The 23,605-nt window shown below is 55.1% G+C and carries 22 protein-coding genes and 1 other annotated feature; of the genes, 21 read left to right on the top strand and 1 reads right to left on the bottom strand.

What is annotated here, in order from left to right; genetic code table 11:
* The first annotated feature begins 72 nt into the window (after positions 1-72).
* The 10 genes from sigG to M6D81_RS12040 all read left to right on the top strand — a co-directional run bounded on the left by sigG (position 73) and on the right by M6D81_RS12040 (position 9,093).
* Complete coding sequence (sigG, locus tag M6D81_RS12085) at positions 73-855, top strand: RNA polymerase sporulation sigma factor SigG (RefSeq protein WP_262677156.1); 783 nt, start codon at positions 73-75, stop codon at positions 853-855.
* Between the two features lie 192 nt (positions 856-1,047).
* On the top strand, positions 1,048-1,329 hold the full coding sequence (locus M6D81_RS12080) for a YlmC/YmxH family sporulation protein (protein ID WP_262677155.1): 282 nt from the start codon (positions 1,048-1,050) through the stop codon (positions 1,327-1,329).
* 74 nt (positions 1,330-1,403) lie between these two features.
* Positions 1,404-2,249 (top strand): peptidoglycan editing factor PgeF, encoded by an 846-nt coding sequence (gene pgeF / locus M6D81_RS12075; protein WP_262677154.1) that lies wholly within the window; start codon positions 1,404-1,406, stop codon positions 2,247-2,249.
* Between the two features lie 8 nt (positions 2,250-2,257).
* The gene (locus M6D81_RS12070; protein WP_262677153.1) at positions 2,258-2,968 is read left to right on the top strand and encodes a YggS family pyridoxal phosphate-dependent enzyme; all 711 of its coding nucleotides are present in this window, start codon (positions 2,258-2,260) and stop codon (positions 2,966-2,968) included.
* A 2-nt stretch (positions 2,969-2,970) separates the two neighbouring features.
* Complete coding sequence (locus tag M6D81_RS12065) at positions 2,971-3,438, top strand: cell division protein SepF (protein WP_262677152.1); 468 nt, start codon at positions 2,971-2,973, stop codon at positions 3,436-3,438.
* 23 nt (positions 3,439-3,461) lie between these two features.
* Positions 3,462-3,725 (top strand): YggT family protein, encoded by a 264-nt coding sequence (locus M6D81_RS12060; RefSeq protein ID WP_262677151.1) that lies wholly within the window; start codon positions 3,462-3,464, stop codon positions 3,723-3,725.
* A 13-nt stretch (positions 3,726-3,738) separates the two neighbouring features.
* Entirely contained in the window at positions 3,739-4,521 is a 783-nt protein-coding gene (locus M6D81_RS12055; RefSeq protein ID WP_262677150.1) for a YlmH family RNA-binding protein, read from the top strand.
* A 116-nt stretch (positions 4,522-4,637) separates the two neighbouring features.
* The gene (locus tag M6D81_RS12050) at positions 4,638-5,135 is read left to right on the top strand and encodes a DivIVA domain-containing protein (RefSeq protein ID WP_262677148.1); all 498 of its coding nucleotides are present in this window, start codon (positions 4,638-4,640) and stop codon (positions 5,133-5,135) included.
* 51 nt (positions 5,136-5,186) lie between these two features.
* Positions 5,187-5,488 (top strand) — a binding site (T-box leader).
* Between the two features lie 50 nt (positions 5,489-5,538).
* Complete coding sequence (gene ileS, locus M6D81_RS12045; RefSeq protein WP_262677146.1) at positions 5,539-8,631, top strand: isoleucine--tRNA ligase; 3,093 nt, start codon at positions 5,539-5,541, stop codon at positions 8,629-8,631.
* A gap of 84 nt (positions 8,632-8,715) precedes the next feature.
* Entirely contained in the window at positions 8,716-9,093 is a 378-nt protein-coding gene (locus M6D81_RS12040) for a DUF5665 domain-containing protein (RefSeq protein WP_410795729.1), read from the top strand.
* Here the strand turns inward: M6D81_RS12040 and M6D81_RS12035 are convergent.
* Positions 9,090-9,803: a TraR/DksA C4-type zinc finger protein gene (locus M6D81_RS12035; RefSeq protein ID WP_262677144.1), complete on the bottom strand. Its 714-nt coding sequence runs from the start codon at positions 9,801-9,803 to the stop codon at positions 9,090-9,092. The two genes, M6D81_RS12040 and M6D81_RS12035, sit on opposite strands and share 4 nt — an antisense overlap.
* A gap of 175 nt (positions 9,804-9,978) precedes the next feature.
* Here M6D81_RS12035 and lspA point away from each other — a divergent pair, with 175 nt between their 5' ends.
* From lspA to M6D81_RS11980, 11 genes are all read left to right on the top strand, one after another.
* Positions 9,979-10,500, top strand: a complete 522-nt coding sequence (gene lspA, locus M6D81_RS12030; RefSeq protein ID WP_262677142.1) for a signal peptidase II — start codon at positions 9,979-9,981, stop codon at positions 10,498-10,500.
* The gene (locus M6D81_RS12025; protein WP_410795728.1) at positions 10,481-11,425 is read left to right on the top strand and encodes an RluA family pseudouridine synthase; all 945 of its coding nucleotides are present in this window, start codon (positions 10,481-10,483) and stop codon (positions 11,423-11,425) included. The genes lspA and M6D81_RS12025 overlap by 20 nt, the downstream gene beginning before the upstream one ends.
* Before the next feature lie 152 nt (positions 11,426-11,577).
* Positions 11,578-12,813 (top strand): LL-diaminopimelate aminotransferase, encoded by a 1,236-nt coding sequence (locus M6D81_RS12020; RefSeq protein WP_262677141.1) that lies wholly within the window; start codon positions 11,578-11,580, stop codon positions 12,811-12,813.
* A gap of 305 nt (positions 12,814-13,118) precedes the next feature.
* Positions 13,119-13,694: a bifunctional pyr operon transcriptional regulator/uracil phosphoribosyltransferase PyrR gene (gene pyrR / locus M6D81_RS12015; protein WP_262677139.1), complete on the top strand. Its 576-nt coding sequence runs from the start codon at positions 13,119-13,121 to the stop codon at positions 13,692-13,694.
* Positions 13,691-14,590, top strand: a complete 900-nt coding sequence (locus M6D81_RS12010; protein WP_262677138.1) for an aspartate carbamoyltransferase catalytic subunit — start codon at positions 13,691-13,693, stop codon at positions 14,588-14,590. The genes pyrR and M6D81_RS12010 overlap by 4 nt, the downstream gene beginning before the upstream one ends.
* 43 nt (positions 14,591-14,633) lie before the next feature.
* Complete coding sequence (locus M6D81_RS12005; RefSeq protein WP_262677137.1) at positions 14,634-15,920, top strand: dihydroorotase; 1,287 nt, start codon at positions 14,634-14,636, stop codon at positions 15,918-15,920.
* Positions 15,921-16,015: 95 nt separating this feature from the next.
* A complete protein-coding gene (locus tag M6D81_RS12000; RefSeq protein ID WP_262677136.1) occupies positions 16,016-17,161 on the top strand; it encodes a carbamoyl phosphate synthase small subunit in 1,146 nt (381 codons plus the stop codon).
* Positions 17,148-20,366, top strand: coding sequence for a carbamoyl-phosphate synthase large subunit (carB, locus tag M6D81_RS11995; protein WP_262677135.1), 3,219 nt, complete (start codon positions 17,148-17,150; stop codon positions 20,364-20,366). The genes M6D81_RS12000 and carB overlap by 14 nt, the downstream gene beginning before the upstream one ends.
* Positions 20,367-20,381: 15 nt before the next feature.
* The gene (gene pyrF, locus M6D81_RS11990) at positions 20,382-21,116 is read left to right on the top strand and encodes an orotidine-5'-phosphate decarboxylase (RefSeq protein WP_262677134.1); all 735 of its coding nucleotides are present in this window, start codon (positions 20,382-20,384) and stop codon (positions 21,114-21,116) included.
* On the top strand, positions 21,109-21,756 hold the full coding sequence (pyrE, locus tag M6D81_RS11985) for an orotate phosphoribosyltransferase (protein ID WP_262677133.1): 648 nt from the start codon (positions 21,109-21,111) through the stop codon (positions 21,754-21,756). Before pyrF ends, pyrE begins: the two co-directional genes overlap by 8 nt.
* Before the next feature lie 120 nt (positions 21,757-21,876).
* Positions 21,877-23,604 carry a methyl-accepting chemotaxis protein gene (locus M6D81_RS11980; RefSeq protein WP_262677132.1) on the top strand — a complete coding sequence of 576 codons (1,728 nt, stop codon included), beginning with the start codon at positions 21,877-21,879 and terminating at the stop codon, positions 23,602-23,604.
* Position 23,605 lies beyond the last annotated feature (1 nt).

The raw sequence follows: 23,605 nt of genomic DNA, 5'->3' as shown, positions 1-23,605 counted from the left end.
GTCAGCCAGGGAATAAAATACGTGCCCCGGGAGATAATGTACATTAATGTTTCTCCTTGGGAGGTAATCACGTTGACCCGTAACAAAGTCGAGATCTGTGGTGTGGATACCGCGAAACTGCCTGTACTGACCAATGTTGAAATGCGTGAATTGTTCACGGCATTGCAAGCCCGTGGCGAGTGGGCAGCAAGAGAGAAATTAGTCAACGGCAACTTGCGGCTTGTACTCAGCGTCATCCAGCGATTCAACAATAGGGGAGAATTTGTGGACGATCTGTTCCAGGTCGGCTGCATCGGACTTATGAAGGCGATCGATAATTTCGACTTGAGCCAGAACGTCAAATTTTCCACTTATGCCGTTCCCATGATTATCGGGGAAATCCGCCGTTACTTGCGGGATAACAATCCCATACGCGTATCGCGCAGTCTCCGGGACATTGCCTACAAGGCATTGCAGGTGCGCGATAGTCTAACGAACAAAAATTCGCGCGAGCCGACGATTTTCGAAATATCGGAGGCGCTTAATGTGCCGAAGGAAGACGTTGTCTTCGCGCTTGATGCTATTCAGGACCCTGTGTCGCTGTTCGAGCCGATCTACCACGACGGGGGAGATCCCATCTACGTCATGGACCAGATCAGCGACGAACGCAATAAAGATGTCTCGTGGATTGAAGAGATTGCGCTGCGCGAGGCGATGCATAAGCTGAATGATCGCGAGAAGATGATCCTGTCCATGCGCTTCTTCGAAGGGAAGACGCAGATGGAGGTAGCCGACGAGATCGGCATCTCGCAGGCGCAGGTATCCCGGCTGGAGAAGTCTGCTATCGGGCAGATGCAGAAGCATGTGAAGAGTTGAATAGGACAAGAGGCAGAGGCTTCCCGCTTGCGGGAGCCTCTTTTTTTCGCTGGAGCCGGGCAATAGACGCCGGAGAACGCGCGACCGTCACTGGGCAAATTTCAAGGGGCAGGACATTTTGGGCGAATGGCACATATAGTAATAATAAGAGCTTGGAAGGGATATTATTCTGCAGAAAAGTGGTGATGCCATATGAAAATATCCGATTTTCAAACGAAGGACGTCATTAATATAGTGGATGGCAAGCGACTTGGGCAAGTAACGGATCTGGAGCTTGACTTGCGGCATGGCCGCATCGATTCCATCGTCGTGCCGCAGTATGCCAAAATGTTCGGGCTGTTCGGAAGCGCAGGTACGGAGGTCGTCATTCCTTGGCAAAATATTGTGAAGATCGGAGCCGATGTCGTATTGGTGCGGCTTGACGAGAGGGGACAGCTAAAAGGCGATGCCGATGATTTGCACATGGACTCCTGACAGGCTAAACTGATAGTACAAGCGAGCGAGCCTCGCAATCGAAATCGCAGCGTACAAGAGACAGAGGTGAGAGGATGGAACCGTTTCAGGCGACAAGCGCTTTGCCTGCGCTTTTTTTGCTGCCGGTCTGGCAGCAAGCCGACAGCCGGCTTGCGGCAGGATTCACCGGACGGCAGGGAGGCGTTAGCGACGAGCCTTGGGACAGCTATAATATGGGTTTGCATGTGGGGGATCAAGCCGACGATGTCATCCGCAACCGCAAGCTTCTGGCTGACAGCATTGGCTGGCCTTTCGAGGCATGGACTTGCGCGGAGCAAGTTCACGGCCGGAAGGTGAGCAAGGTAACACGGAAAGAGCGGGGCAAAGGGCGTACGATGCATGAAGACGCCATTAAAGGGGCAGACGCCATCATGACGAATGAGCGGGGGGTGCTGCTGGCTTCCTATTATGCGGACTGCGTTCCGCTCTATTTCTATGACGAGGAGAACGGAGCCGTTGCGCTGGCGCATGCCGGCTGGAGAGGCACGGTAGCATCCATTGCTGCGGAGACGGTGCACGCGATGCACGAAGCTTACGGCACGAAGCCGCAGTCGCTTCGGGCAGCCATCGGCCCTTCGATCGGCTCGTGCTGCTATGAGGTTGACGGTCCCGTTATTACGGCCGCCGCTGCCGTCATGCATGAGCTGGGACTCCGGCAGGAGACGGCCGATGCATGCCTGGAGCGAATAGACGGTGAGAAAGCTCACATAAACTTGAAAGAATTGAACCGACAGATTATGATAAAAGCAGGAATTTTGCCGAGCCATATCGAAATAAGCACATGGTGCACAAGCTGCCGGAGGGACTTGTTCTTCTCCCACCGGGCGGATGGCGGCCGCACAGGCAGAATGGCCAGCTGGATCGGCTTATCGGAAAGGTGAATGAAATCATGAATTTGCAGGAACGAATGCAAGCTGTAGAAGAGCGGATTGCAGCAGCTGCCGAGCGATCGGGGCGGCAGAGAGAGGACATCTCCGTAATCGCGGTAACGAAATATGTATCGCTGGCTGCCGCCGAGGAGGCGCTGCTGCTCGGCTTGGAGCATCTGGGGGAAAACCGCTGGCAGCATGCCGAGCAGAAGTGGCGTGCTCTGAGCGGGGATGAGGAACGGCAAGGGAAGAAGCCTGTATGGCATTTCATCGGTTCCTTGCAGACCAATAAAGTGAAGGAAGTTGTGGGAAGGTTCCGGTACATCCACTCCTTGGACAGGCTGTCGCTCGCAGAAGCTATACATAAGCAAGCATCCAGGCTTGGCATCGTTGTTCCGTGCTTTATTCAAGTCAATGTCTCCGGAGAGTCTTCCAAGCACGGCATGAACCCGGAAGACGTGCATGAATTCATACAATGTCTTGGCGATTATCCCGCTGTGAAGCCGATCGGATTAATGACGATGGCGCCATTCGAATCCGAACCGGAGCAGACAAGAGAGGTATTCCGTTCGCTCAGACGGCTGCGGGACGAGATTGCGGTCCGTCACGGCGAAGGCTGCGGCATTCGCCACCTGTCAATGGGCATGTCCAACGACTTTGAGATTGCCATCGAAGAAGGCGCTACATGGATACGGCTTGGAACCATCCTAATGGGGAAAGAGGAGGAATGAACGTGAGCGTAATGAATCGATTTATGAACTTCCTGGGCTTGCAAGAGGAAGAGGAAGTGGTCGAGCGCCAGCGTGTGCCACAAGACGAGGAGCAAGAGGCTGAAATGACTCCCTTTGAAGCGCGTAAACATGCCAAAAGCCAATCTTCGGGGGGACATGGCAATGTTGTCAGCATTCATTCGCAGAAAAATATGCGTGTCGTATTAAGCGAACCGCGTTCCTACGACGAAGCGCAGGAAATTGCCGATCATCTCCGGTCGCGCCGTGCCGTGATCGTTAATTTGCAGAGGGTGCGCAGCGATCTGGCACTGCGGATTGTTGATTTCCTGAGCGGGACGGTGTACGCTTTAAGCGGAAGCATCTCCAAGCTCGGACCTCAAATTTTTCTGTGCACGCCTGATTCGGTAGAGATTCAAGGCGCCATTACGGAGATGCTGGCGGAAGAGCATGACTACAACAAAATGAGGTGACCTAAGGTTTGGAATATTATATTTTGAGTTTCGTTAAATATGCATTAGATATCTATACCTACATGATCATTGGCTATGTCCTGCTGTCCTGGTTTCCCAATGCGCGTGAAAGTCAGATCGGTCAACTGCTCGCCAAAATTGTGGAGCCTTACCTGGGCATATTCCGCAGATTCATTCCGCCGATCGGCGGAGTGCTGGATCTGTCGCCTATCATTGCAATCTTCGCCCTGAATTTCATCAAGCTGGGATTGTTCGCAGTACTTCAATTCCTTCTGGGCATAGGTTAAGGAAGATACCGATATGAAACCAACCATATACGAGCATTTCCACCCCGAGGAGAAGCCCTTTATTGATCGGGCGGAGGAGTGGATAGAGCGGTCCGCGCAGCTACATGAGCTGAGGCGGACCGATTTTTTGGACCCCAGGCAAGGCGAGATCGTCGCCATGTTGGCGAACCGGAACGGCGATGTGACGGTCAGGCTGGAAGGAGGGCATCCCGGAGCGGAGCGAAAGCGGGCGATTATCGCACCGGATTACAGGCATCTGGAGGACGAGCCGATGGGAATCGCCGTATTGGAAGTAACTGCTCCCGGGACGAGCTTCGCTGCGCTGGATCATGGCGATTTCCTTGGCTCCATTCTGGGGCTGGGCGTGAAGCGTGATGTAATAGGAGATATTCATCCCCACGACAGCTTCTGTCACATTCTTGTGACGGAGGAGATGGCGGACTATGTACTTATCCACCTTCGTCAAGTGCACCGCATCCATGTGCTGTCCGAATTGCTGCCTCTCGAGAAGCTGAAGCCGGCCGTGCAGAAGCTGGAGGAGACGAGTCTGTCCGTCGCTTCCATGAGACTTGACGGCATAGCGAGCGATGTATTCCGGATTAGCCGCTCCAAGGTGGTCGATCCGATACGTGCCGGAAGATGCAGGGTGAATTGGCGGACGGAGGAGAATCCGTCGACTCTCCTGAACGAAGGCGATGTCGTCTCTATGAAGGGGCTGGGCCGGTTCAAAGTCTTGCAAGTGGACGGCATGACAAAAAAAGGCAGAATTCGGGTAGCCATCGGCAAATTTATTTAAAAGGCAGCAGGAAAAAAGCTCATCCCTGTCGAATGTTTCAACTCAGAAGACAGCGCTTGCTTACAGAGCAAGCCGTCGCATCAGAGGAATGGACCAAGTCTATAGGAGGTGCGCCAATGCCGCTTACGCCATTGGACATACATAACAAGGAGTTTTCGCGTCGCTTGCGCGGTTACGACGAGGATGAAGTGAATGAGTTCTTGGATCAGGTGATCAAAGATTACGAAGCGCTCATTCGTGAGAATAAAGAACTGCAAAACAACATGCTTGCGCTGCAGGAAAAGCTGAATCACTTCTCCAACATTGAGGAGACGCTCAGCAAGACGATTATTGTGGCGCAGGAAGCTGCGGATGAAGTGCGCAACAACGCCAAGAAGGAAGCGCAGCTGATTATCAAAGAAGCGGAGAAAAACGCAGATCGCATCGTGAACGATTCTCTTAGCAAGTCACGCAAAATTGCGCTGGAGGTGGAGGAGCTGAAGAAGCAGGCTTCCATCTATCGGGCAAGATTCCGCACCCTTGTGGAGGCGCAGCTTGAACTGCTGTCGCAGGACAGCTGGGAATCGCTTGACTCCCCGGACGAGAGTGCCAGACATGAGCTGCTGCGGGGCTGATTTGACAAGAAACGGGCAATTGCGTTATAACTAATATCAATCATTACATTTTCACTTTCGACGACGAGAACGAGTACGCTTAGACTCATTCCCCAGAGAGCCGGTCATCGCTGAAAGCCGGTGTATGAGCTATTGCGGAATATCATCTCCGAGAAGCGATGCGGAACGCCATTGCATGGTCAGTAAGCATCGACGGCAGTCCCCCGTTACCGGGAACACGAGTCCATCGCGATTCGTGACCAGAGCGCCGCATGGCGAACAATCGCTTGGATAGCGATCGGTTCACCGCTTCCATTGAAGCGGGACACGCATGCGGAACAAGGGTGGTAACGCGAGCAAGCCTCGTCCCTTTATTAAGGGGCGGGGTTTTATTTTTTTTAAATACTGGAAGGAGTAATGAGAGATGCAGCGTGTAGATGTGAAGGAACGCGCACGCAGCCGTGAGCTGCGCATACTGAAGCAGTGGCAGGAAGAGGACACATTCAAGCAGTCCATCGCGAACCGGGAAGGAAAGCCGAATTTCGTATTCTACGAAGGGCCTCCTACCGCCAACGGAGCGCCTCATATCGGTCATGTGCTGGGCAGGGTTATCAAGGATTTCATCTGTCGGTACAGGACGATGGCAGGCTACCGGGTCGTGCGGAAGGCGGGTTGGGATACCCATGGTCTGCCGGTGGAGCTGGGTGTGGAGAAGCAGCTTGGCATATCCGGCAAGCAGGAGATTGAGAACTACGGTGTGGAAGCGTTCGTGAAAAAGTGCAAGGACAGCGTGTTCGAGTATGAAAAGCAGTGGCGCGAGCTGACGGAAGCGATCGGCTACTGGACGGATCTCGACAATCCTTATATTACGCTGAAAAATGAATATATCGAGAGCGTCTGGCATATTCTGTCCAACATTCACGAGAAGGGCTTGTTGTATCGCGGACACCGTGTCAGTCCGTATTGTCCTTGCTGCCAGACGACGCTCAGCTCGCATGAGGTCGCGCAAGGCTATGAGGATGTGAAGGATCTCAGCGCAACGGCGAAATTCAAGCTGGCGGAATCCGGTGATTATATACTGGCATGGACGACGACGCCATGGACGCTGCCGGCCAACGTAGCGCTTGCCGTTCATGAGGAGCTGGAATATGTCCGAGCGCGCAAGGACGGAGAAGTGTACATTGTGGCGAAAAATCTGGCGGAGGATGTGCTGAAGGAAGGATATGAGGTACTCTCCGTGCTGAAGGGCAAAGAGCTTGTCGGTCAGGCTTACGAGCCGCCGTTCCGCTATGTGCCGATTGAGAAAGGCCACATCGTCATTGCCGGTGAGTTCGTCAGCGATACGAGCGGTACGGGCATCGTGCATATTGCTCCCGCACACGGTGAGGACGACTACAGGGTGGCGCGGCAGAACGGCATAAGCATGCTTAGCGTCGTCAATAACGCGGGCCGTTACGAGGAGACAGTAACGGACCTGGCCGGCCGCTTCGTTAAGGATTGCGACGTTGACATTGTGAAGATGCTCAGCGAGAAGGGGCTGCTGTATGCGAAGGAGCGCTATGAGCATAGCTATCCGTTCTGCTGGCGCTGCAAATCCCCGCTGCTCTACTACGCCACGGAAAGCTGGTTCATCGAGACGACTGCCGTGAAGGAGCAGCTGATCGCCAATAACAATGGCGTTGACTGGTATCCCGGCCATATTCGCGAAGGCCGCTTCGGCAAGTTCCTGGAGGATCTCGTCGACTGGAACATCAGCCGCAATCGCTACTGGGGAACGCCGCTCAACGTGTGGATATGCGAAGCGACAGGCAAGCAATATGCGCCGGGCAGCATAGCGGATCTGAGAGCGCGCGCAGTAGGCGAAGTCGCTGAGGACATCGAGCTGCATAAGCCTTATGTGGACGATATCGTACTGAAGAGCCCGTTCCAGGAAGGCGCGGTCATGAGACGGACCCCGGAAGTGATCGATGTATGGTTCGACAGCGGCTCCATGCCGTTCGCCCAGCATCATCATCCGTTCGAGAATGAAGAGGAATTCGCCCAGCAGTACCCGGCCGACATCATATGCGAAGGCATCGATCAGACACGGGGCTGGTTCTTCAGCCTGCTGGCCGTATCGACGCTGTACAATGGCAAGGCGCCTTATAAGGCGGTCATCTCTACAGGCCATATTCTGGATGAGAACGGCCAGAAGATGTCGAAGTCCAAGGGCAATGTCATCGACCCGTGGGAGATCATTAACGAATACGGCACCGACGCGTTCCGCTGGGCGTTGCTTGCAGACAGTGCGCCATGGAACAGCAAGCGCTTCTCGCGCGGGATCGTCGGCGAAGCGAAATCCAAAGTAATCGACACGATCGTCAATACACATGCGTTCTATACGCTCTACGCATCCATCGACGGTTACGATTACAATCAGCACGGCGAAGCGAAGCCGACCGGCAAGCTGGATCGCTGGATCACCTCGCGTCTCAACAGCTTGATCAAGACGGTAACCAAGGGATTGGATGCCAACGACTTCCTGAATCCGGCCAAGGCGATTGAAGACTTCGTCGATGAGCTGAGCAACTGGTATATCAGACGCTCCCGCGACCGCTTCTGGGGAAGCGGCTTGACCGAAGACAAGGTAGCCGCATACGGCACGTTGCGCCAAGTGCTGCTGACGCTGGCCCGCTTGATGGCGCCGTATACGCCGATGCTGTCCGAAGACGTCTATCGCAATCTTGGGGGAGAGCAGAGCGTTCACCTGGCGGATTATCCCACCGCCGACGAAGGTGCGATCGACGAGGCGCTGGAGCGGGACATGGAAAGCGCGCGCACGATCGTCGAGCTTGCGCGCAACGTTCGCAACGAGACTTCGATCAAGACGCGCCAACCGTTGTCCGAGCTCATTGTATCGCTGGACCGGGAGTTCGCCATTGAAGAATATGAGGCTATTATCAAGGATGAGATCAATGTCAAATCCATCAAGGTGGAGACATCCGACAGCGGATTTGTCGATTTCAGCCTGAAGCTTAACCTGAAGCTGGCCGGACGCAAATACGGCAAGCTGGTGTCGCCGATCCAGAATGCGCTCAAGGCTCTGACAGCCCAAGAGGCGGCTGCAATTGTACGAAGCGGTTCGTTCCGCTTCGATTCGCCTGAAGGCGAATCGAAGGACATCGCGATTGAAGAGCTGCTTGTCGAGAAACAAGCGAAGAGCGGATTCGCTTCCGCTTCGGGGAACGGCATGACAGTTGCCCTCAATACGGAAATTACGCCGGAGCTGGAGCAGGAAGGCTGGGTGCGTGAAGTCATTCGCGCCGTTCAGGATACGAGGAAGAAGCTGGATCTGCCGATCGAGAAGCGAATCGACCTCGTGCTGGACGTTGACTCCGTCTTGCAGGCTGCGCTTGCCTCCTTCGAAGATGTGCTGAGGGACAATGTACTGGTGCACAGTGTCGCTTACCAGACAGTCGAGGGAATGGAACGTGTCGCATTGGGCGACAAAGAAATCGGCATTTTCATCAAGGAATAGGGATATAGTATAGGAATAAGCCCGCCCGCCATGCCGGCGGAGCGGGCTTATTTCCGCAGAGTGGCAAAGGAGATTTCCGGTATGATGAAGAAGAGAGGCCAAAAAGGCTATAAAGTGCAGCTGACAGAGCAAGCCAATCAGGAGAAGGAGCCGGATTTTCAAGCGCTGCAACAATCGCTGGGGGCGCTCGACAAGCGCATGCAGCATATCGCAACGCAGATGGAACGAACGCAAATTGCGGAATACGTCGATCTTCTGAACAGGCCCTTCAAGCTAATGTGGCGCAACTTGTTGGCGGGAACGGCCCGCGGCGTCGGCATTGCGATCGGCTTCACGTTCTTCGCGGCGACAATCGTATATGTGCTTCAAATTCTGGGCGCCCTTAACCTGCCGATCATCGGAGACTACATAGCGGATATCGTCAGAATCGTTCAAATGCAGCTTGATGTAAAGAGCTACTAAGCTTCGGCATCAAGGCTATGATCGCCTTCACCGCTGTGCATATAGTCGTCGTATTCGCGATTGCGGATGACGGATACATGCCGGCCTGTAATGTCGGTGGCGAGGAAGCTCTCCATGGCCTCCACATAACCGTCGTTCTCCTCCGCATCAATAGCGATATGATTGTAATCGGCGGCATCCCGATTCTCCGACATCGCGGGTGAATCGGAATTGCCCCAATTCTCCACAATCTGCCAGCTGTCCTCGCCGTCGAAGCCGCTATACTCATGCTCATCCATGCTGGTACGGCCGAATGGGGGATGCAGGAACTGCTCTTCCACAGGACGCGCGTCGGACAGCAGGGAACGGGGAGCATGCTGAATGCAATACAAGCAATCGGGCAGAGCATTCAGCCGCTCGAACGGAATCGGCTCGCCGCATGCGGCGCATTGGCCGTAAGAGCCGTCCTCAATAGCTCTTAGCGCTGCCTCAATCCGTTGCAGATGAAGCTCTTGCTGCTCCAGAAGGGCGATATCCTTGCCGCGCTCGTACAGTTCCGTTCCTAAGTCGCCGGGATGATTGTCGATCGGAGACAACTCTCCGGTCTCGTCCCTGAGCGAACGGGCAAGTCCGTCATGTTCGGACTCCATGATTCTGGATTGTACAGCTTCATGCTCGTCCTTCAGCCGGCTGCGCAACAAGTCGAGCTGATCCGGTGATATATCATTCATGATGAAGCTCCTCCTTCTTCTGCCTGGTTGATCAAGCTTAGTTTGACCGCAGGATGCCTTTTTAACCAGTGGACATGCATGGAAGGACAGGTCGCGGCAGGAAGGTCTGCTGGCTCGCCGGCAGCGCAATATGATACACTTAGATGGACTGACTATCGACTTTAGGAGTGGTGGCATGCGTTTTTACTATTATTGGATTGGCCTGCTGGTGCTTGTGCTGGATTACATCACCAAGCTGATCGTGAAGACGACAATGAATCTTGATGAAGAAATAAGCATTATCGGCAATTTCTTTCTGATTACCTCGCATCGCAACCGAGGAGCCGCTTTCGGCATTTTACAGGAGCAGCGGGCTTTTTTTATCATCATTACCGTCATCATTGTAGCCGGACTGATCTGGTATATACAGACGATGAGAAAGTCGGCCAAGCCGGTGCTTATGATCGGATTGGGACTAGTGCTGGGCGGCGCCATCGGCAACTTCATCGACCGCGTGCGATTCGGCGAAGTGGTGGATTTCTTCAAATTCAATTTTGGAAACTACACGTTCCCGATCTTCAACATTGCAGATTCCGCGATTGTCATTGGCGTAGGGCTCATCATGCTGGATACGCTGCTCGGCATGAAGGATGAGAAGGCGCGAATGGGAAGAGAGGAAAGCAAGGAGCAAGATGAACATGAACAGCAGACGGTATAATGAGCAAGAAGAAGTAATGGATTGGGACATTCCGGAAGGAGATGTCGGAGAGCGGATCGACAAGTGGCTGACGGATGCGCTGGAAGAGGAATCCGTATCCCGGACGGCGGTTCAGGAATGGGTCAAGCGCGGATTGGTGCAAGTGAACGGAGCTGCGGTGAAGCCGAATTACAAGCTTGCGGCTTCCGACAGAGTGGAGCTGCAGCTGCCGGAGCCTGAAGCTGCGGAGATTCAGCCTGAAGCCATACCGCTGGATATCGTCTATGAGGATTCCGACGTGATCGTCGTGAACAAGCCGCGAGGCATGGTCGTGCATCCCGCTCCTGGCCATCTGACCGGTACGCTGGTCAATGCATTGATGCATCATTGCAGCGATCTGTCGGGCATTAACGGCTTGCTGCGCCCCGGCATCGTGCATCGCATCGACAAGGATACGACAGGGTTGCTGATGGCTGCGAAGAACGATATGGCGCATCATTCCTTGGCCGAGCAGCTGAAGGAGCATAGCGTTACCCGCCAATATGTGGCGCTGGTCCATGGCGATCTGCCGCATGACAACGGTACGATCAACGCGCCGATCGGCCGGGACCCGCAAGACCGCAAGATGTTTACCGTGACGAACAGGGGGGCCAAGGAAGCCGTTACCCACTTCGCTGTACTGGAGCGTTTGACGGGCTATACGCTTGTAGAGCTTCAGCTGGAGACGGGCAGAACGCATCAGATCCGCGTCCATATGAAGTACATCGGCCATCCGCTCGCAGGCGATCCGGTGTACGGCCGGAGCAAGACGGTAGCATTGGACGGTCAGGCGCTGCATGCGGGCGTATTGGGCTTCACCCATCCTCGCAGCGGGGAACGGATGGAGTTTCGGGCCGATATGCCTCAGGATATGAAGCATGTGCTGGAAAGCTTGCGCAAGTCGTAAGCTTTCTTTTTTCTGTTGCAGGATTGGCGGAGGGTGTTGCGGAAGACAAATAGTGCAAACTTTTGCTCACATTATTCATTATGGCGGGCGGCTATCTGCGATATTCTTGTCAGTATGGGAATATTAATGGATGAAGGATAGGTGATTAAGCTATGACACATATTAATCAACATTTTCTGGAGCTGCAGGGCAGCTATTTATTCTCCGAAATTGCCAAGAGGCGCACGAAATTTATCGCTGATCATCCCAATGCCGAAATCATCAGCCTGGGCATCGGCGATGTCACGAGAGGATTGCCCGAGGCTGTCGTTCAAGCTATGCACAGCGCAGTCGACGAGCTGGCTGTACCGGGCTCCTTCCGCGGTTACGGTCCGGAGCAAGGCTACGACTTCCTGATCAATGCCATCATCGAGAACGATTATAAATCGCGCGGCGTCGAGATTGCCGGCAACGAAGTGTTCGTCAGCGATGGTTCCAAATGCGACGTCGGCAATATCCAAGAGATCTTCAGCACGGACAGTATCGTCGCCGTTCAAGATCCCGTCTATCCTGTCTATGTGGATACGAATGTGATGGCTGGCCGCTCCGGCAAGTATAATGAAGCAACAAAACGCTTCGACAACATCGTATACTTGGAGTGCACGGCGGAAAACAACTTCAAGCCTAGTCTGCCTGCAGGCAAAGTGGATTTGATCTATCTCTGCTATCCCAACAACCCGACAGGAATGACGCTGACGAAAGACGAGCTGAAAGAATGGGTTGATTACGCTCGGGCGAACAACTGCATTATTCTGTTCGATTCCGCTTATGAAGCCTTCATTCAGGAAGATGATGTTCCGCATAGCATATATGAGGTTGAAGGCGCGAGGGAAGTGGCCATCGAATTCCGCAGCTTCTCCAAGACAGCAGGCTTCACCGGCGTTCGCTGCGCCTACACAGTTGTTCCGCGCGAGCTGAAGGGCTTCGACGCCAGCGGCAACGAAGTGCTTGTCAACGACCTGTGGAACCGCAGGCATACAACGAAATTCAATGGCGTATCCTATGTAACACAGCGTGGGGCTGCTGCGATCTACTCGACGGAGGGCAAGGAACAGATCTCGTCTCTCGTTCAATACTATATGTCCAACGCAGCCATTATTCGCGACGGACTTGCATCGCTTGGACTGGACGTATATGGCGGTGTGAATGCGCCATATATATGGCTGAAGACGCCGCAAGGGCTGGATTCGTGGGCGTTCTTCGACAAGCTGCTGACAGAGGCGAACATTGTAGGCACGCCGGGTGTCGGCTTCGGCCAGAGCGGTCAAGGCTACTTCCGCCTCACGGCATTCGGCAGCCGCGAGAATACGGAGAAGGCAGTAGAGCGTATACGCAAGCTGACTCTATAGAAGGAACCGATTCAAGGAACGGATCTAAGCTTGACAGAACATGTCGAACGTGGGATAATTCTTGTGATACGAAGCAGTACCTTTAACTCAGTCCCGTGAGGCTGGCAAGGTAGCGTGATTCACAGGTCAATAAGATGAAGGGCGAAGCGTCTTCGCACAGTTGCTCATGGATTCATGGGAGCTGGGGCAGATGCGTCTCTTCAGGCTGAATCTCACAACTCCTTGCGCTTGCCGCAAGGAGTTTTTTTGTGCGACGCTGTCGGCGGGTGGAATGGTGAACAAGCCAGAGAAGGGAGTTCTCGGTCATGACGGAAGCTGAACACTTGATCATTATGGATGAAGCGGCAATCCGGCGCGCGCTGACGCGCATTGCCCACGAGATTGTCGAGAAGAACAAGGGAATCGAGAATTGTGTCATCGTCGGCATACGTACCAGAGGCATCTATCTGGCTGAGCGAATAGCGGCGCGCATAGCGGAGATTGAAGGCAAGCCGGTGCCGGTGCAGGAGCTGGACATTACGTCTTATCGCGACGATCGGCTGGAAGCGGCTGCCGCAAGCGCGGAAGCGGCGAATGAGCCGGGCGCTGCGAACAATGCCAAGCTGTCCGTCAAGGACAAGAGAGTGATCCTGTTCGATGACGTCCTGTATACGGGCCGAACGATACGCGCGGCGCTAGATGCGATCATGGACAGCGGAAGACCGCAGAGCGTTCAATTGGCTGTGCTTGTGGACCGTGGCCACCGGGAGTTGCCGATCAGGCCCGACTTTGTCGGCAAGAACGTACCTACCTCCAAACAAGAGCAAATACAGGTTTTCTTAAGCGAGATCGACCTGATGGACAGAGTGAATATTATACATCAGAGGGGGCTTGCCAAATGACGATGGCAACGACAGGGACAAGGAGCCTGCTGGGACTTAAGCAGTTGGATGCGGATGAAATCCTGTCCATACTGGACCGTGCGGCATACTGGGAACAGCATGCGGAGAAGGTGCACGATAAGCTGAAAGGGAAATTCGCAGCCAACATGTTCTTCGAGAACAGCACCCGCACCCGCTTCTCCTTCGAAGTGGCGGAGAAGCGGCTGGGCGCTGAGGTTATCAACTTCACAGCGGCAGCTTCCAGCGTGGAGAAGGGCGAATCCATCTACGATACGGTCAGGACGCTGGAATCGATGGGCATCGATGTCGGAATCATCCGGCTGAAGCCGATCGGCGTGCTGGCGGAGCTGGCGGAGCGGATCAAAGTACCGCTAATCAACGCCGGAGACGGGAACAACGAGCACCCGACCCAAGCACTGCTGGACCTATACACCATGCGCAAGCAATTCGGCGATATTCGGGGGCTTCATGTGGCGATTGTCGGCGATATTCTTCACAGCCGCGTAGCACGCTCCAACTTGTACGCGCTCCGGAAGCTTGGTGCGAAGGTCAGCTTCTGCGCGCCGGCTAATATGGCCGCGCCGGAACTGGATGCGCCTTATATCTCCATCGACGAAGCGCTGAAGGCTGATGTCGTCATGATGCTGCGCGTTCAGCTGGAGAGGCACGAGAAGGGTATGATCACTTCCGCGGAACAATACCGCGAGCAGTATGGCCTGACGGTGGAGCGGGCGGGGCAGATCGCAAGCCATGCGATCATCATGCATCCGGCGCCCGTCAATCGCAATGTGGAAATCGACGACGAGCTTGTCGAGCATCCGCAATCGCGCATTTTTCCTCAGATGGAGAATGGCGTTCCGGTCAGAATGGCTGTTATCGAAAGAGCGTTCGGATAAATAAAAGTTTGTTCATACTAAAGACTGGTAGGGGGAATCGTGAATGTCTCTATGGATCATGAATGCTAGCGTGTGGAACGAAGAGCGGAGCGAGCTGGAGAGGAAGCATGTGCGAATCGAAGAAGGAGTAATCGAATCGATCTTGAACGGTTCCGAGTCTGTCGAAGCAGGCGGCTCCGAGACAATCGATGCGGAGGGCAAGCTGCTCTCCCCCGGCTTTATCGACATGCACGTCCATTTGCGCGATCCCGGCTTCCAATATAAAGAAGATATCGAGAGCGGCTCGCGCTCGGCGGCGAAGGGCGGCTTCACGACGATCGCTTGCATGCCGAATACTCGTCCTGTTACGGACACTGCGGAGACGGTGCGCTATATTGTAGACAAGGCGCGGGACCAAGCGATAGTCAAGGTGCTTCCTTACGCGGCGATCACGAAGAACGAGCTTGGACGGGAGCTGACCGATTTCGCTTCCTTGAAGGAAGCAGGCGCAATCGGCTTTACGGACGACGGTGTCGGTGTGCAGAACGCGCAGATGATGAAGGATGCGATGGCGCTCGCGAAGTCGATGGATATGCCGGTAATCGCCCACTGTGAGGACGACACGCTGGTGAAAGGCGCCTGGGCGACAGAAGGCGAATTCTCGCGCAAGCACGGTATTAAAGGGATTCCGAATGAATCCGAAGCGATACACGTCGGCCGCGATGTGCTGCTGGCGGAGGCGACAGGCGTACATTACCATGTCTGCCATGTCAGCACGGAGCAATCCGTACGTCTGATCAGGCTGGCCAAGCAAGTCGGCATACGGGTGACGGCGGAGGTGTGTCCTCACCATCTGCTGCTGTCGGATGAGGATATCCCGGGTCTGGACGATGCGAACTGGAAGATGAACCCGCCGCTGCGCTCGCCACGCGATGTGCAAGCGGTCATCGAAGCGCTGGAGGACGGTACGCTTGACATGATCGTAACGGACCATGCGCCGCACAGCGCCGAGGAGAAAGCGCGCGGAGTCGACCTGGCCCCGTTCGGAATTGTCGGCTTCGAGACGGCATTCCCGCTGCTGTATACGAAATTCGTAGAGACGGGACGCTGGACGCTCGGCTTCCTGCTGCAGCGAATGACATCCGATCCGGCGCGCGTGTTCCGGCTGAACTCGGGACGGCTTGAAGTGGGTGCGCCTGCCGACCTGACGATCGTGGATCTGACGAGCGAGCGCGCTGTTGATCCCGCTTCGTTCCTCTCGAAAGGAACGAACACGCCGTTCGGCGGCTGGAGCTTGAAAGGCTGGCCGGTTGCGACGATTGTCGACGGCAAAACGGTATGGAGCGAATAATTACGGAATAGTTCCGGAATGAATCCGGGAATGATGCAATAACAAGAATAGATCGAGGATCGAGCAGATCATCAACAACTGGAGGAGTGAAAGGGATGCAAGCAAGACTATTGTTGGAAGACGGCACATTGTTCACCGGCCTGTCCTTCGGAGCAGAGACCGAAATGGCGGGAGAGGTTGTATTCAATACAGGAATTACAGGCTACCAGGAGGTGCTCTCCGATCCGTCTTACTGCGGTCAGATCGTGACGATGACATATCCGCTGATCGGGAACTACGGCATTACCCGCGATGACTTCGAGTCAATCCGCCCCTTCATCCACGGCTTCGTCGTTCGTCGTCATGAGCCGGTGCCGAGCAACTGGCGCGCCCAGTATTCATTGGGTCAACTGCTGAAGGAGTACGGCATTCCCGGCATCAGCGACATCGATACGCGCATGCTGACTCGCAAGCTGCGCCACTACGGAACGATGCGCGGATTGTTGACGACCGGCAATGAGAAGCTGGAAGAGCTTCAGGAGCGTCTGACCGCTACCAGTCTGATGAGAGACCAGGTTGCCCGCACCTCCACGAAGCATGTATTCTCCAGCCCGGGCAACGGAGCACGCATCGTGCTCGTAGACTTCGGAGCGAAGAGCGGCATTCTGCGCGAGCTGACGAAGCGCGGCTGCGACGTAGTCGTCGTTCCTCACGATACGACTGCGGACGAGATTCGCCGCCTGGCGCCTGACGGCATCCAGCTGTCCAACGGCCCTGGGGACCCGAAGGATGTGCCTCATGCCGTAGCGATGATCAAGGAACTGCTGGGCGAGTATCCGATCTTCGGCATCTGCCTCGGGCATCAGCTGTTCGCCTTGGCTGGCGGAGCGGATACGACCAAGCTGAAGTTCGGCCATCGCGGCGGCAACCATCCCGTCAAGGAACTGGCGACAGACCGCTGCTACATCACTTCGCAGAACCATGGCTACACCGTACTGGAATCTTCCGTCTCCGGCACACAGCTGGAGGTTACGCATATCAACAATAACGATAAGACTATCGAGGGACTGAAGCATAAGCAACATCCCGCATTCTCGGTGCAGTATCATCCGGAAGCGGCTCCCGGCCCATTCGACTCCAGCTATCTGTTCGACGAGTTCTTGAACATGATCGCAGACTATAAAGCCAACAACCCGCAAAAACCTCGTCAAGCCTTGCTATCGGAGACGCTGAAAGGAGAGCTTCAATATGCCCAAAAATAATAAACTGAAAAAAATTCTGGTGATCGGCTCCGGTCCGATCGTCATCGGACAAGCGGCTGAATTCGACTACGCCGGCACACAAGCGTGCCAAGCTCTCAAGGAAGAGGGTTACGAGGTCGTGCTGATCAATAGCAACCCAGCGACGATCATGACAGATACCAATATGGCGGACAAGGTGTATATCGAACCGATCACACTGGACTTCGTCTCGCAAATCATTCGTCAGGAGCGCCCTGACGGCCTGCTGCCGACACTCGGTGGACAGACCGGCTTGAACATGGCGGTTGAACTGGCCCGCGCGGGCGTGCTGGAGCAGGAGAATGTACAACTGCTTGGCACACAGCTTACAGCTATCGAGAAGGCGGAGGATCGCGACTTGTTCCGCGAGCTGATGCGTGAGCTGGAGCAGCCTGTTCCGGAGAGCGACATCGTCACGACTGTGGAAGATGCCGTGACATTCGCGAGCAAGATCGGATACCCCATTATTGTTCGTCCCGCATACACGCTGGGCGGCACAGGCGGCGGCATCTGCGCAGACGAAGAAGAACTGCGCGAAGTAGTCGCTTCCGGCATTCGCTACAGCCCGATCAGCCAATGTCTGATCGAGAAGTCCATTGCGGGCATGAAGGAAGTGGAATACGAGGTTATGCGGGATGCCGGCGACAACTGTATCGTCGTCTGCAACATGGAGAACTTCGACCCCGTCGGCGTTCATACCGGCGACAGCATCGTCGTAGCGCCTTCCCAGACGCTGTCCGACCGTGAATACCAGATGCTGCGCTCGGCATCTCTGAAGATCATTCGCGCGCTGAATATCGAAGGCGGCTGCAACGTGCAGTTCGCGCTCGATCCGTACAGCTATCAATATTATGTCATCGAGGTGAATCCTCGCGTCAGCCGTTCATCTGCGCTCGCTTCCAAGGCGACGGGTTATCCGATCGCCAAGATGGCGGCGAAGATTGCCGTCGGCTATACGCTTGACGAGCTGGTCAACCCGGTTACGGGGCAGACCTACGCTTGCTTCGAGCCGACGCTGGATTATATCGTATCGAAAATTCCGCGCTGGCCGTTCGACAAATTCGTGGACGCCAACCGCAAGCTGGGCACGCAGATGAAGGCGACCGGCGAAGTTATGGCGATTGGGCGCACGTTCGAGGAGTCGATTCACAAAGCAGTCCGTTCTCTGGAGATCGGCGTACATCGCTTGCATCTGAAGGAAGCTGCAGAGCTGGATGACGAGACGCTCCGCCAGCGGCTGGAGAAGCCGGACGACGAGCGCATGTTCCTTGTCGCGGAAGCGTTCCGCCGCGGCTATGCGCTGCAGGATATACAAGATATTACGCGCATCGACTGGTGGTTCCTGGACAAAATTGCGGCGATCGTCGCCTTCGAGGATCGTCTGCGGAAGGAAGCGACACTGTCCGCTCAAACATTGTATGAAGCGAAGCGGATGGGCTTCTCGGACCGCTCCATTGCAGAAATTCGCAAGGAAGGCTTCCCGAGCGGCAACCATACGATCGAAGCGGAAGTGAGAAGCTTCCGTCTGGAGAACAACATCAAGCCGGTCTACAAGATGGTAGACACTTGCGCGGCCGAGTTCGAAGCAACTACTCCTTACTATTACTCCACCTATGAAGTGGAGAATGAAGTGACGGAGACGAACAAGCAGAAGGTGCTGGTGCTGGGTTCCGGGCCTATCCGGATCGGTCAGGGCATCGAGTTCGACTATTCCACCGTACATGCGGTATGGGCGATTCAGAAGGCCGGCTATGAAGCGGTTATCATTAACAACAATCCCGAGACGGTGTCGACGGACTTCAGCACATCCGACCGCTTGTACTTCGAGCCTCTGTTCTTCGAGGATGTCATGAACGTCATTGAGCAAGAGCAGCCGATCGGCGTTATCGTGCAGTTCGGCGGCCAGACGGCAATCAACCTGGCGGCGCCGCTGGCGAAGGCGGGCGTGCGCATTCTGGGCTCCAGCCTGGAGAGCATCGACGCAGCGGAAGACCGGAAGAAGTTCGAAGCGCTGCTTCGCAAGCTGAACATTGCCCAGCCGGAAGGCAACACCGTGACATCCGTGGACGAAGCGGTCGTGACCGCACAGAAGCTGGGATACCCTGTACTTGTGCGCCCGTCCTACGTACTGGGCGGACGTGCGATGGAGATCGTCTACTCCGATCAGGAGCTGCTGAGCTATATGGAGCAAGCGGTGAAGATCAATCCGGAGCATCCCGTACTGATCGACCGTTACATGCTGGGCAAGGAAGCGGAAGTCGACGCGATCTGCGACGGCGATACGGTTCTCATCCCTGGCATCATGGAGCATGTGGAGCGCGCGGGCGTTCACTCCGGCGATTCCATCGCGGTCTATCCGCCTCAGTCGCTGTCGGAAGTGATCAAGTCGCAGATCGTGGACATTACGATCGAGATTGCGAAAGAATTGAAAGTCATCGGGCTGGTGAACATTCAGTTCGTCATTCATAACGAGCAAGTGTACGTCATCGAGGTGAATCCGCGCTCGTCCCGCACCGTGCCGTTCCTGAGCAAGGTGACGAACCTGCCGATGGCCAATCTGGCGACCCGCGCCATTCTGGGCGAGAAGCTGGCGGACAACGGCTACGTGGACGGCCTGTGGCCTGAAGATGAGTATGTATCGGTCAAGGTGCCGGTATTCTCCTTCGCCAAGCTGCGCCGAGTCGATCCGACGCTGACGCCGGAGATGAAATCGACGGGTGAAGTCATGGGCCGCGACGTGCAATACGCGAAGGCGCTGTACAAGGGACTGATCGGAGCAGGCATGAAGATTCCTGCAGCGGGCTCGATCGTCGCGACGGTAGCCGATAAGGATAAAGAGGAAGCTACGGAATTGCTGCGCGGCTTCGCCAATATCGGCTACAAGATCTATGCGACAGGCGGAACGGCAGCTGCATTGGAGCAAGCGGGGCTGCATGTGATGCAAGTGAAGAAGCTGAGCGAGGGATCGCCGAACATTCTGGATCTCGTGCGCGAAGGCAGCGTGCAGATCGTGGTCAACACGCTGACGAAAGGGAAAACGCCGCAGCGCGACGGATTCCGCATTCGCCGCGAAGCGGTAGAGAACGGCGTCGTATGCTTGACCTCGCTGGATACGGTTCGCGCATTGCTGGTCATGCTGGAGACGATCAACTTCTCCTCCCGGTCCATGCCGGTACTGCAGAAGTAAGAGGGGGAATCGGGTATGGCATTGTCAAGAGAACAAGCCGCCGGGAAGGTTATGATCGCGTTAGACTATCCCGACGAGGCTTCCGCTAAGACGCTGATCAAGCAATTGCAAGGCATTCCCTGTTACATGAAGGTGGGCATGCAGCTGTTCTACGCTGCCGGCCCCTCCTTCGTGGCATCGCTGAAGGAACAAGGCTATTATGTGTTCCTCGATGTGAAAATGCACGATATCCCCAATACGGTCAAAGGCGGCTCGGACAGCGTGACGCGCCTTGGCGTGGACATGTTCAATGTCCATGCCGCCGGCGGCAGAGCGATGATGGAAGCGGCGCTGGAAGGGGTGGATGCGGCGATCGGAGCCGGGCAGAAGAAGCCGGATGTCATTGCGGTCACGCAGCTAACAAGCACCAGCCAGACGATGATGAACGAGGAGATCGGCATAAGCGGCTCCGTGGAAGCAGCCGTTATCCGATATGCGGAGCTGGCGCAAGCCAGCGGACTGGACGGCGTCGTCGCCGCTCCGACCGAGGTGATCGCCGTGAAGTCGGCATGCGGCGCATCCTTCAAGACGGTCACGCCAGGCATTCGTCCCTTCGGGGTCGCGGCCGGAGACCAGTCGCGCATTATGACGCCGGGCGAAGCGCTGCGCCAAGGCACCGACTATATGGTCATCGGTCGTGCAATTACAGCGGCGCAGGACCCGAGAGCAGCGCTTGAATCTATTCTGGAGGAGTTGATCGGAAATGAGTAGTACAACGTTGACGGAGCTTCCGAACAAAATTGCAAGGAGCTTGCTGGACATCGAAGCGGTAGCGTTGTCGCCGAATGAGCCCTTCACATGGACTTCAGGTCTGAAGTCTCCGATCTACTGCGACAATCGTCTGACGATGGCGTATCCCGCTATCCGCGACATGATTGCGGAAGGATTCGTCTCTCTCATCAAGGAACGCTACTCCGATGCGGAGGTTATCGCCGGTACTTCCACTGCCGGTATTCCTCATGCCGCCTGGGTGGCGTCGAAGCTGAATTTGCCAATGGCTTACATTCGCGATAAAGCGAAAGGCCACGGCAAGGGCAATCAGATCGAAGGCCGCATTGCGCCGGGGCAAAAAGTCGTCGTAATCGAGGATTTGATCTCCACCGGCGGAAGCTCGTTGAAAGCGGGACTTGCCGTACGCGAGGCAGGCGCCGAAGTGCTGGCTGTGCTGGCGATCTTCACCTATCAGTTCCAGAGGGCTGTCGATGCGTTCCTGCAAGAGAATATGCCGCTGGAGACGCTCTCCAACTATTCTGCGCTGATTGATACGGCGGTGAAGCTGGGCAAAGTGGCGGAATCCGACGTTGCCGCCCTGCAAGCGTGGCGCAACGACCCGCAGTCATTTGGCAAATAGCATAGTAGTCGCAAAAGGAAGAAGAGTGATTCTGCTGACGATGATCAGCCGGGTTCACTCTTTTTCTGTTTTTACCGATATAAATCATAGCTGATAATTAAATGAAAAGGGGTCTTGCGGTTGAGATTAACGTTGCGCGTGAAACTGTTATTGTTGGCTGTGCTGCCGATTTTGGTTTACTTGTGTACAGGGTTGTACCTGCTTGCGGAAGAGAGAGCGATATTCAAGCAAATGTCGAGCTCGATATACGAATCAGCCGCCAAGGTGGAATCGCTTATATTAAATGCGGACCGTGACATGTACCAAGCCTATGTCGCTTATATGAGGCTGGAATCGGGAAATCTGGGAGCTTCGGAGCAGGAAGCGGCATTGGCCGACTTGACGGAGAACCGGGATCAGGTCTTCGAACGCGCGGAAGAGGCCAAGGCGATATTGGAGAAGCATGAGCTGCTCGGTCTTCGGCATGTGAGTTCCGGGGAAGCGCTGCAAAGCACCTTCGATATGTCTGCTGCACAATTTACAATCTGGTATGAGGAAGTGTTGAGGGCTGCCGGAGACGGGAAAGCGCAGCTGCTCGACAGCGTTTACGAGGAGCATTTTCAAAAGAGCCGAACAGGCATCGATCATATCGGCGAAGTCATGGATGATTATGCCTATGATACGTTAACGGAAATAGATGAGCAACTGAAAGAAACGCAATTGTCGGTGTTCATCGGAATGGCAATAGTAACTGTGTTATTAATTGTATTCATGCTATATATCATAAGAGTGATTATGGTGACGGTCAGGAATGTCGTGAACAAAACGCGGAAAGTGAGCGAAGGCGACCTGACGATTTTGGCGGAGAAGCGCTATTCCAAAGATGAGCTGGGGGATATATCCCGTTCCGTGGACAGTATGATCGATGCGATGAAGGGGCTCATATCCGGCATTAAGCTCAATACGGTACGGGTCAATGAATCGGCGGCGCAGCTGTCCAATGCGTCCAAGGAGTCGTCAGCCGCGGCCGAGCATGTGGCCAAGCAGATCGGGGAAGTCGCCGGCAGCTCAGAGCTGCAGGCGAGAGGAGCCGATGAGATCGCGCGCGCGATAGAGGAGATGACGGCAGGAGTGAACCGCATTGCGGAGAATACTTCCACAGTAGCGGACGATTCCAGCTCCACGGCAAGCCAAGCGGATGAGGGACAAGCTGTGCTGTCAGGCCTTACGGAGCAAATGAAGGAAGTGAAGAGCGTCATCGGCAAGCTGTCGGAGGTGATCGGAACGCTGGAGCAGCGTTCTCAGGATATCGGCACGATCGTAGAGAACATTACGACCTTCTCCAACCAGACGAACATTTTGTCGTTGAACGCCTCGATAGAAGCGGCCAGGGCAGGCGAGCACGGCAAAGGCTTCGCCGTCGTGGCAGATGAAATCCGCAAGCTTGCGGCCAATTCGCTGCAATCCGCCGAACGTATCCATCAGCTTGTGAGCATGACGCGCAATGAAATATCCGATGCGTCAGGCTATATGAATCGGACGATGGAAGAGGTGGAGAACAGCAGTGTGAGGCTCGGAGACGTCGGAGCCAATTTCCAGTCTATCATCGCCGCGATCTCCAGAATATCGGAGCAGCTTCAGGATAATTCGGCGATAACCGAACAGATGTCGGCCAGCTCCGAGGAAGTGAGCGCGTCGGTGGCGGAGAGCTCGACCAGCGCCGCTCGCAATATGGAAAAGGCAGATAGCGTTGCTGCCGCTACCGAAGAGCAGCTCGCACTGATAGAGAGTATCTCATTATCGGCAGACGGACTGAACGAGGTTGTCCGCAAGCTGAACGAAGCAGTAGAACAATTTAAAATGAAATAAA

Origin of the sequence: Paenibacillus sp. J5C2022 (assembly GCF_025567625.1) — a bacterium.
GTDB lineage: Bacteria > Bacillota > Bacilli > Paenibacillales > Paenibacillaceae > Pristimantibacillus.
This window is presented reverse-complemented; position numbering and strand designations above follow the sequence as displayed.

Bases quoted from the DNA above. Each gene is read 5' to 3' on its own strand.
- M6D81_RS12080 (WP_262677155.1), top strand. From the start codon at position 1,048: ATGAAAATATCCGATTTTCAAACGAAGGACGTCATTAATATAGTGGAT.
- pgeF (WP_262677154.1), top strand. From the start codon at position 1,404: ATGGAACCGTTTCAGGCGACAAGCGCTTTGCCTGCGCTTTTTTTGCTG.
- M6D81_RS12070 (WP_262677153.1), top strand. From the start codon at position 2,258: ATGAATTTGCAGGAACGAATGCAAGCTGTAGAAGAGCGGATTGCAGCA.
- M6D81_RS12055 (WP_262677150.1), top strand. From the start codon at position 3,739: ATGAAACCAACCATATACGAGCATTTCCACCCCGAGGAGAAGCCCTTT.
- M6D81_RS12050 (WP_262677148.1), top strand. From the start codon at position 4,638: ATGCCGCTTACGCCATTGGACATACATAACAAGGAGTTTTCGCGTCGC.
- ileS (WP_262677146.1), top strand. From the start codon at position 5,539: ATGCAGCGTGTAGATGTGAAGGAACGCGCACGCAGCCGTGAGCTGCGC.
- M6D81_RS12040 (WP_410795729.1), top strand. From the start codon at position 8,716: ATGAAGAAGAGAGGCCAAAAAGGCTATAAAGTGCAGCTGACAGAGCAA.
- M6D81_RS12035 (WP_262677144.1), bottom strand. From the start codon at position 9,803: ATGAATGATATATCACCGGATCAGCTCGACTTGTTGCGCAGCCGGCTG.
- lspA (WP_262677142.1), top strand. From the start codon at position 9,979: ATGCGTTTTTACTATTATTGGATTGGCCTGCTGGTGCTTGTGCTGGAT.
- M6D81_RS12025 (WP_410795728.1), top strand. From the start codon at position 10,481: ATGAACAGCAGACGGTATAATGAGCAAGAAGAAGTAATGGATTGGGAC.
- M6D81_RS12020 (WP_262677141.1), top strand. From the start codon at position 11,578: ATGACACATATTAATCAACATTTTCTGGAGCTGCAGGGCAGCTATTTA.
- pyrR (WP_262677139.1), top strand. From the start codon at position 13,119: ATGACGGAAGCTGAACACTTGATCATTATGGATGAAGCGGCAATCCGG.
- M6D81_RS12010 (WP_262677138.1), top strand. From the start codon at position 13,691: ATGACGATGGCAACGACAGGGACAAGGAGCCTGCTGGGACTTAAGCAG.
- M6D81_RS12005 (WP_262677137.1), top strand. From the start codon at position 14,634: ATGTCTCTATGGATCATGAATGCTAGCGTGTGGAACGAAGAGCGGAGC.
- M6D81_RS12000 (WP_262677136.1), top strand. From the start codon at position 16,016: ATGCAAGCAAGACTATTGTTGGAAGACGGCACATTGTTCACCGGCCTG.
- carB (WP_262677135.1), top strand. From the start codon at position 17,148: ATGCCCAAAAATAATAAACTGAAAAAAATTCTGGTGATCGGCTCCGGT.
- pyrF (WP_262677134.1), top strand. From the start codon at position 20,382: ATGGCATTGTCAAGAGAACAAGCCGCCGGGAAGGTTATGATCGCGTTA.
- pyrE (WP_262677133.1), top strand. From the start codon at position 21,109: ATGAGTAGTACAACGTTGACGGAGCTTCCGAACAAAATTGCAAGGAGC.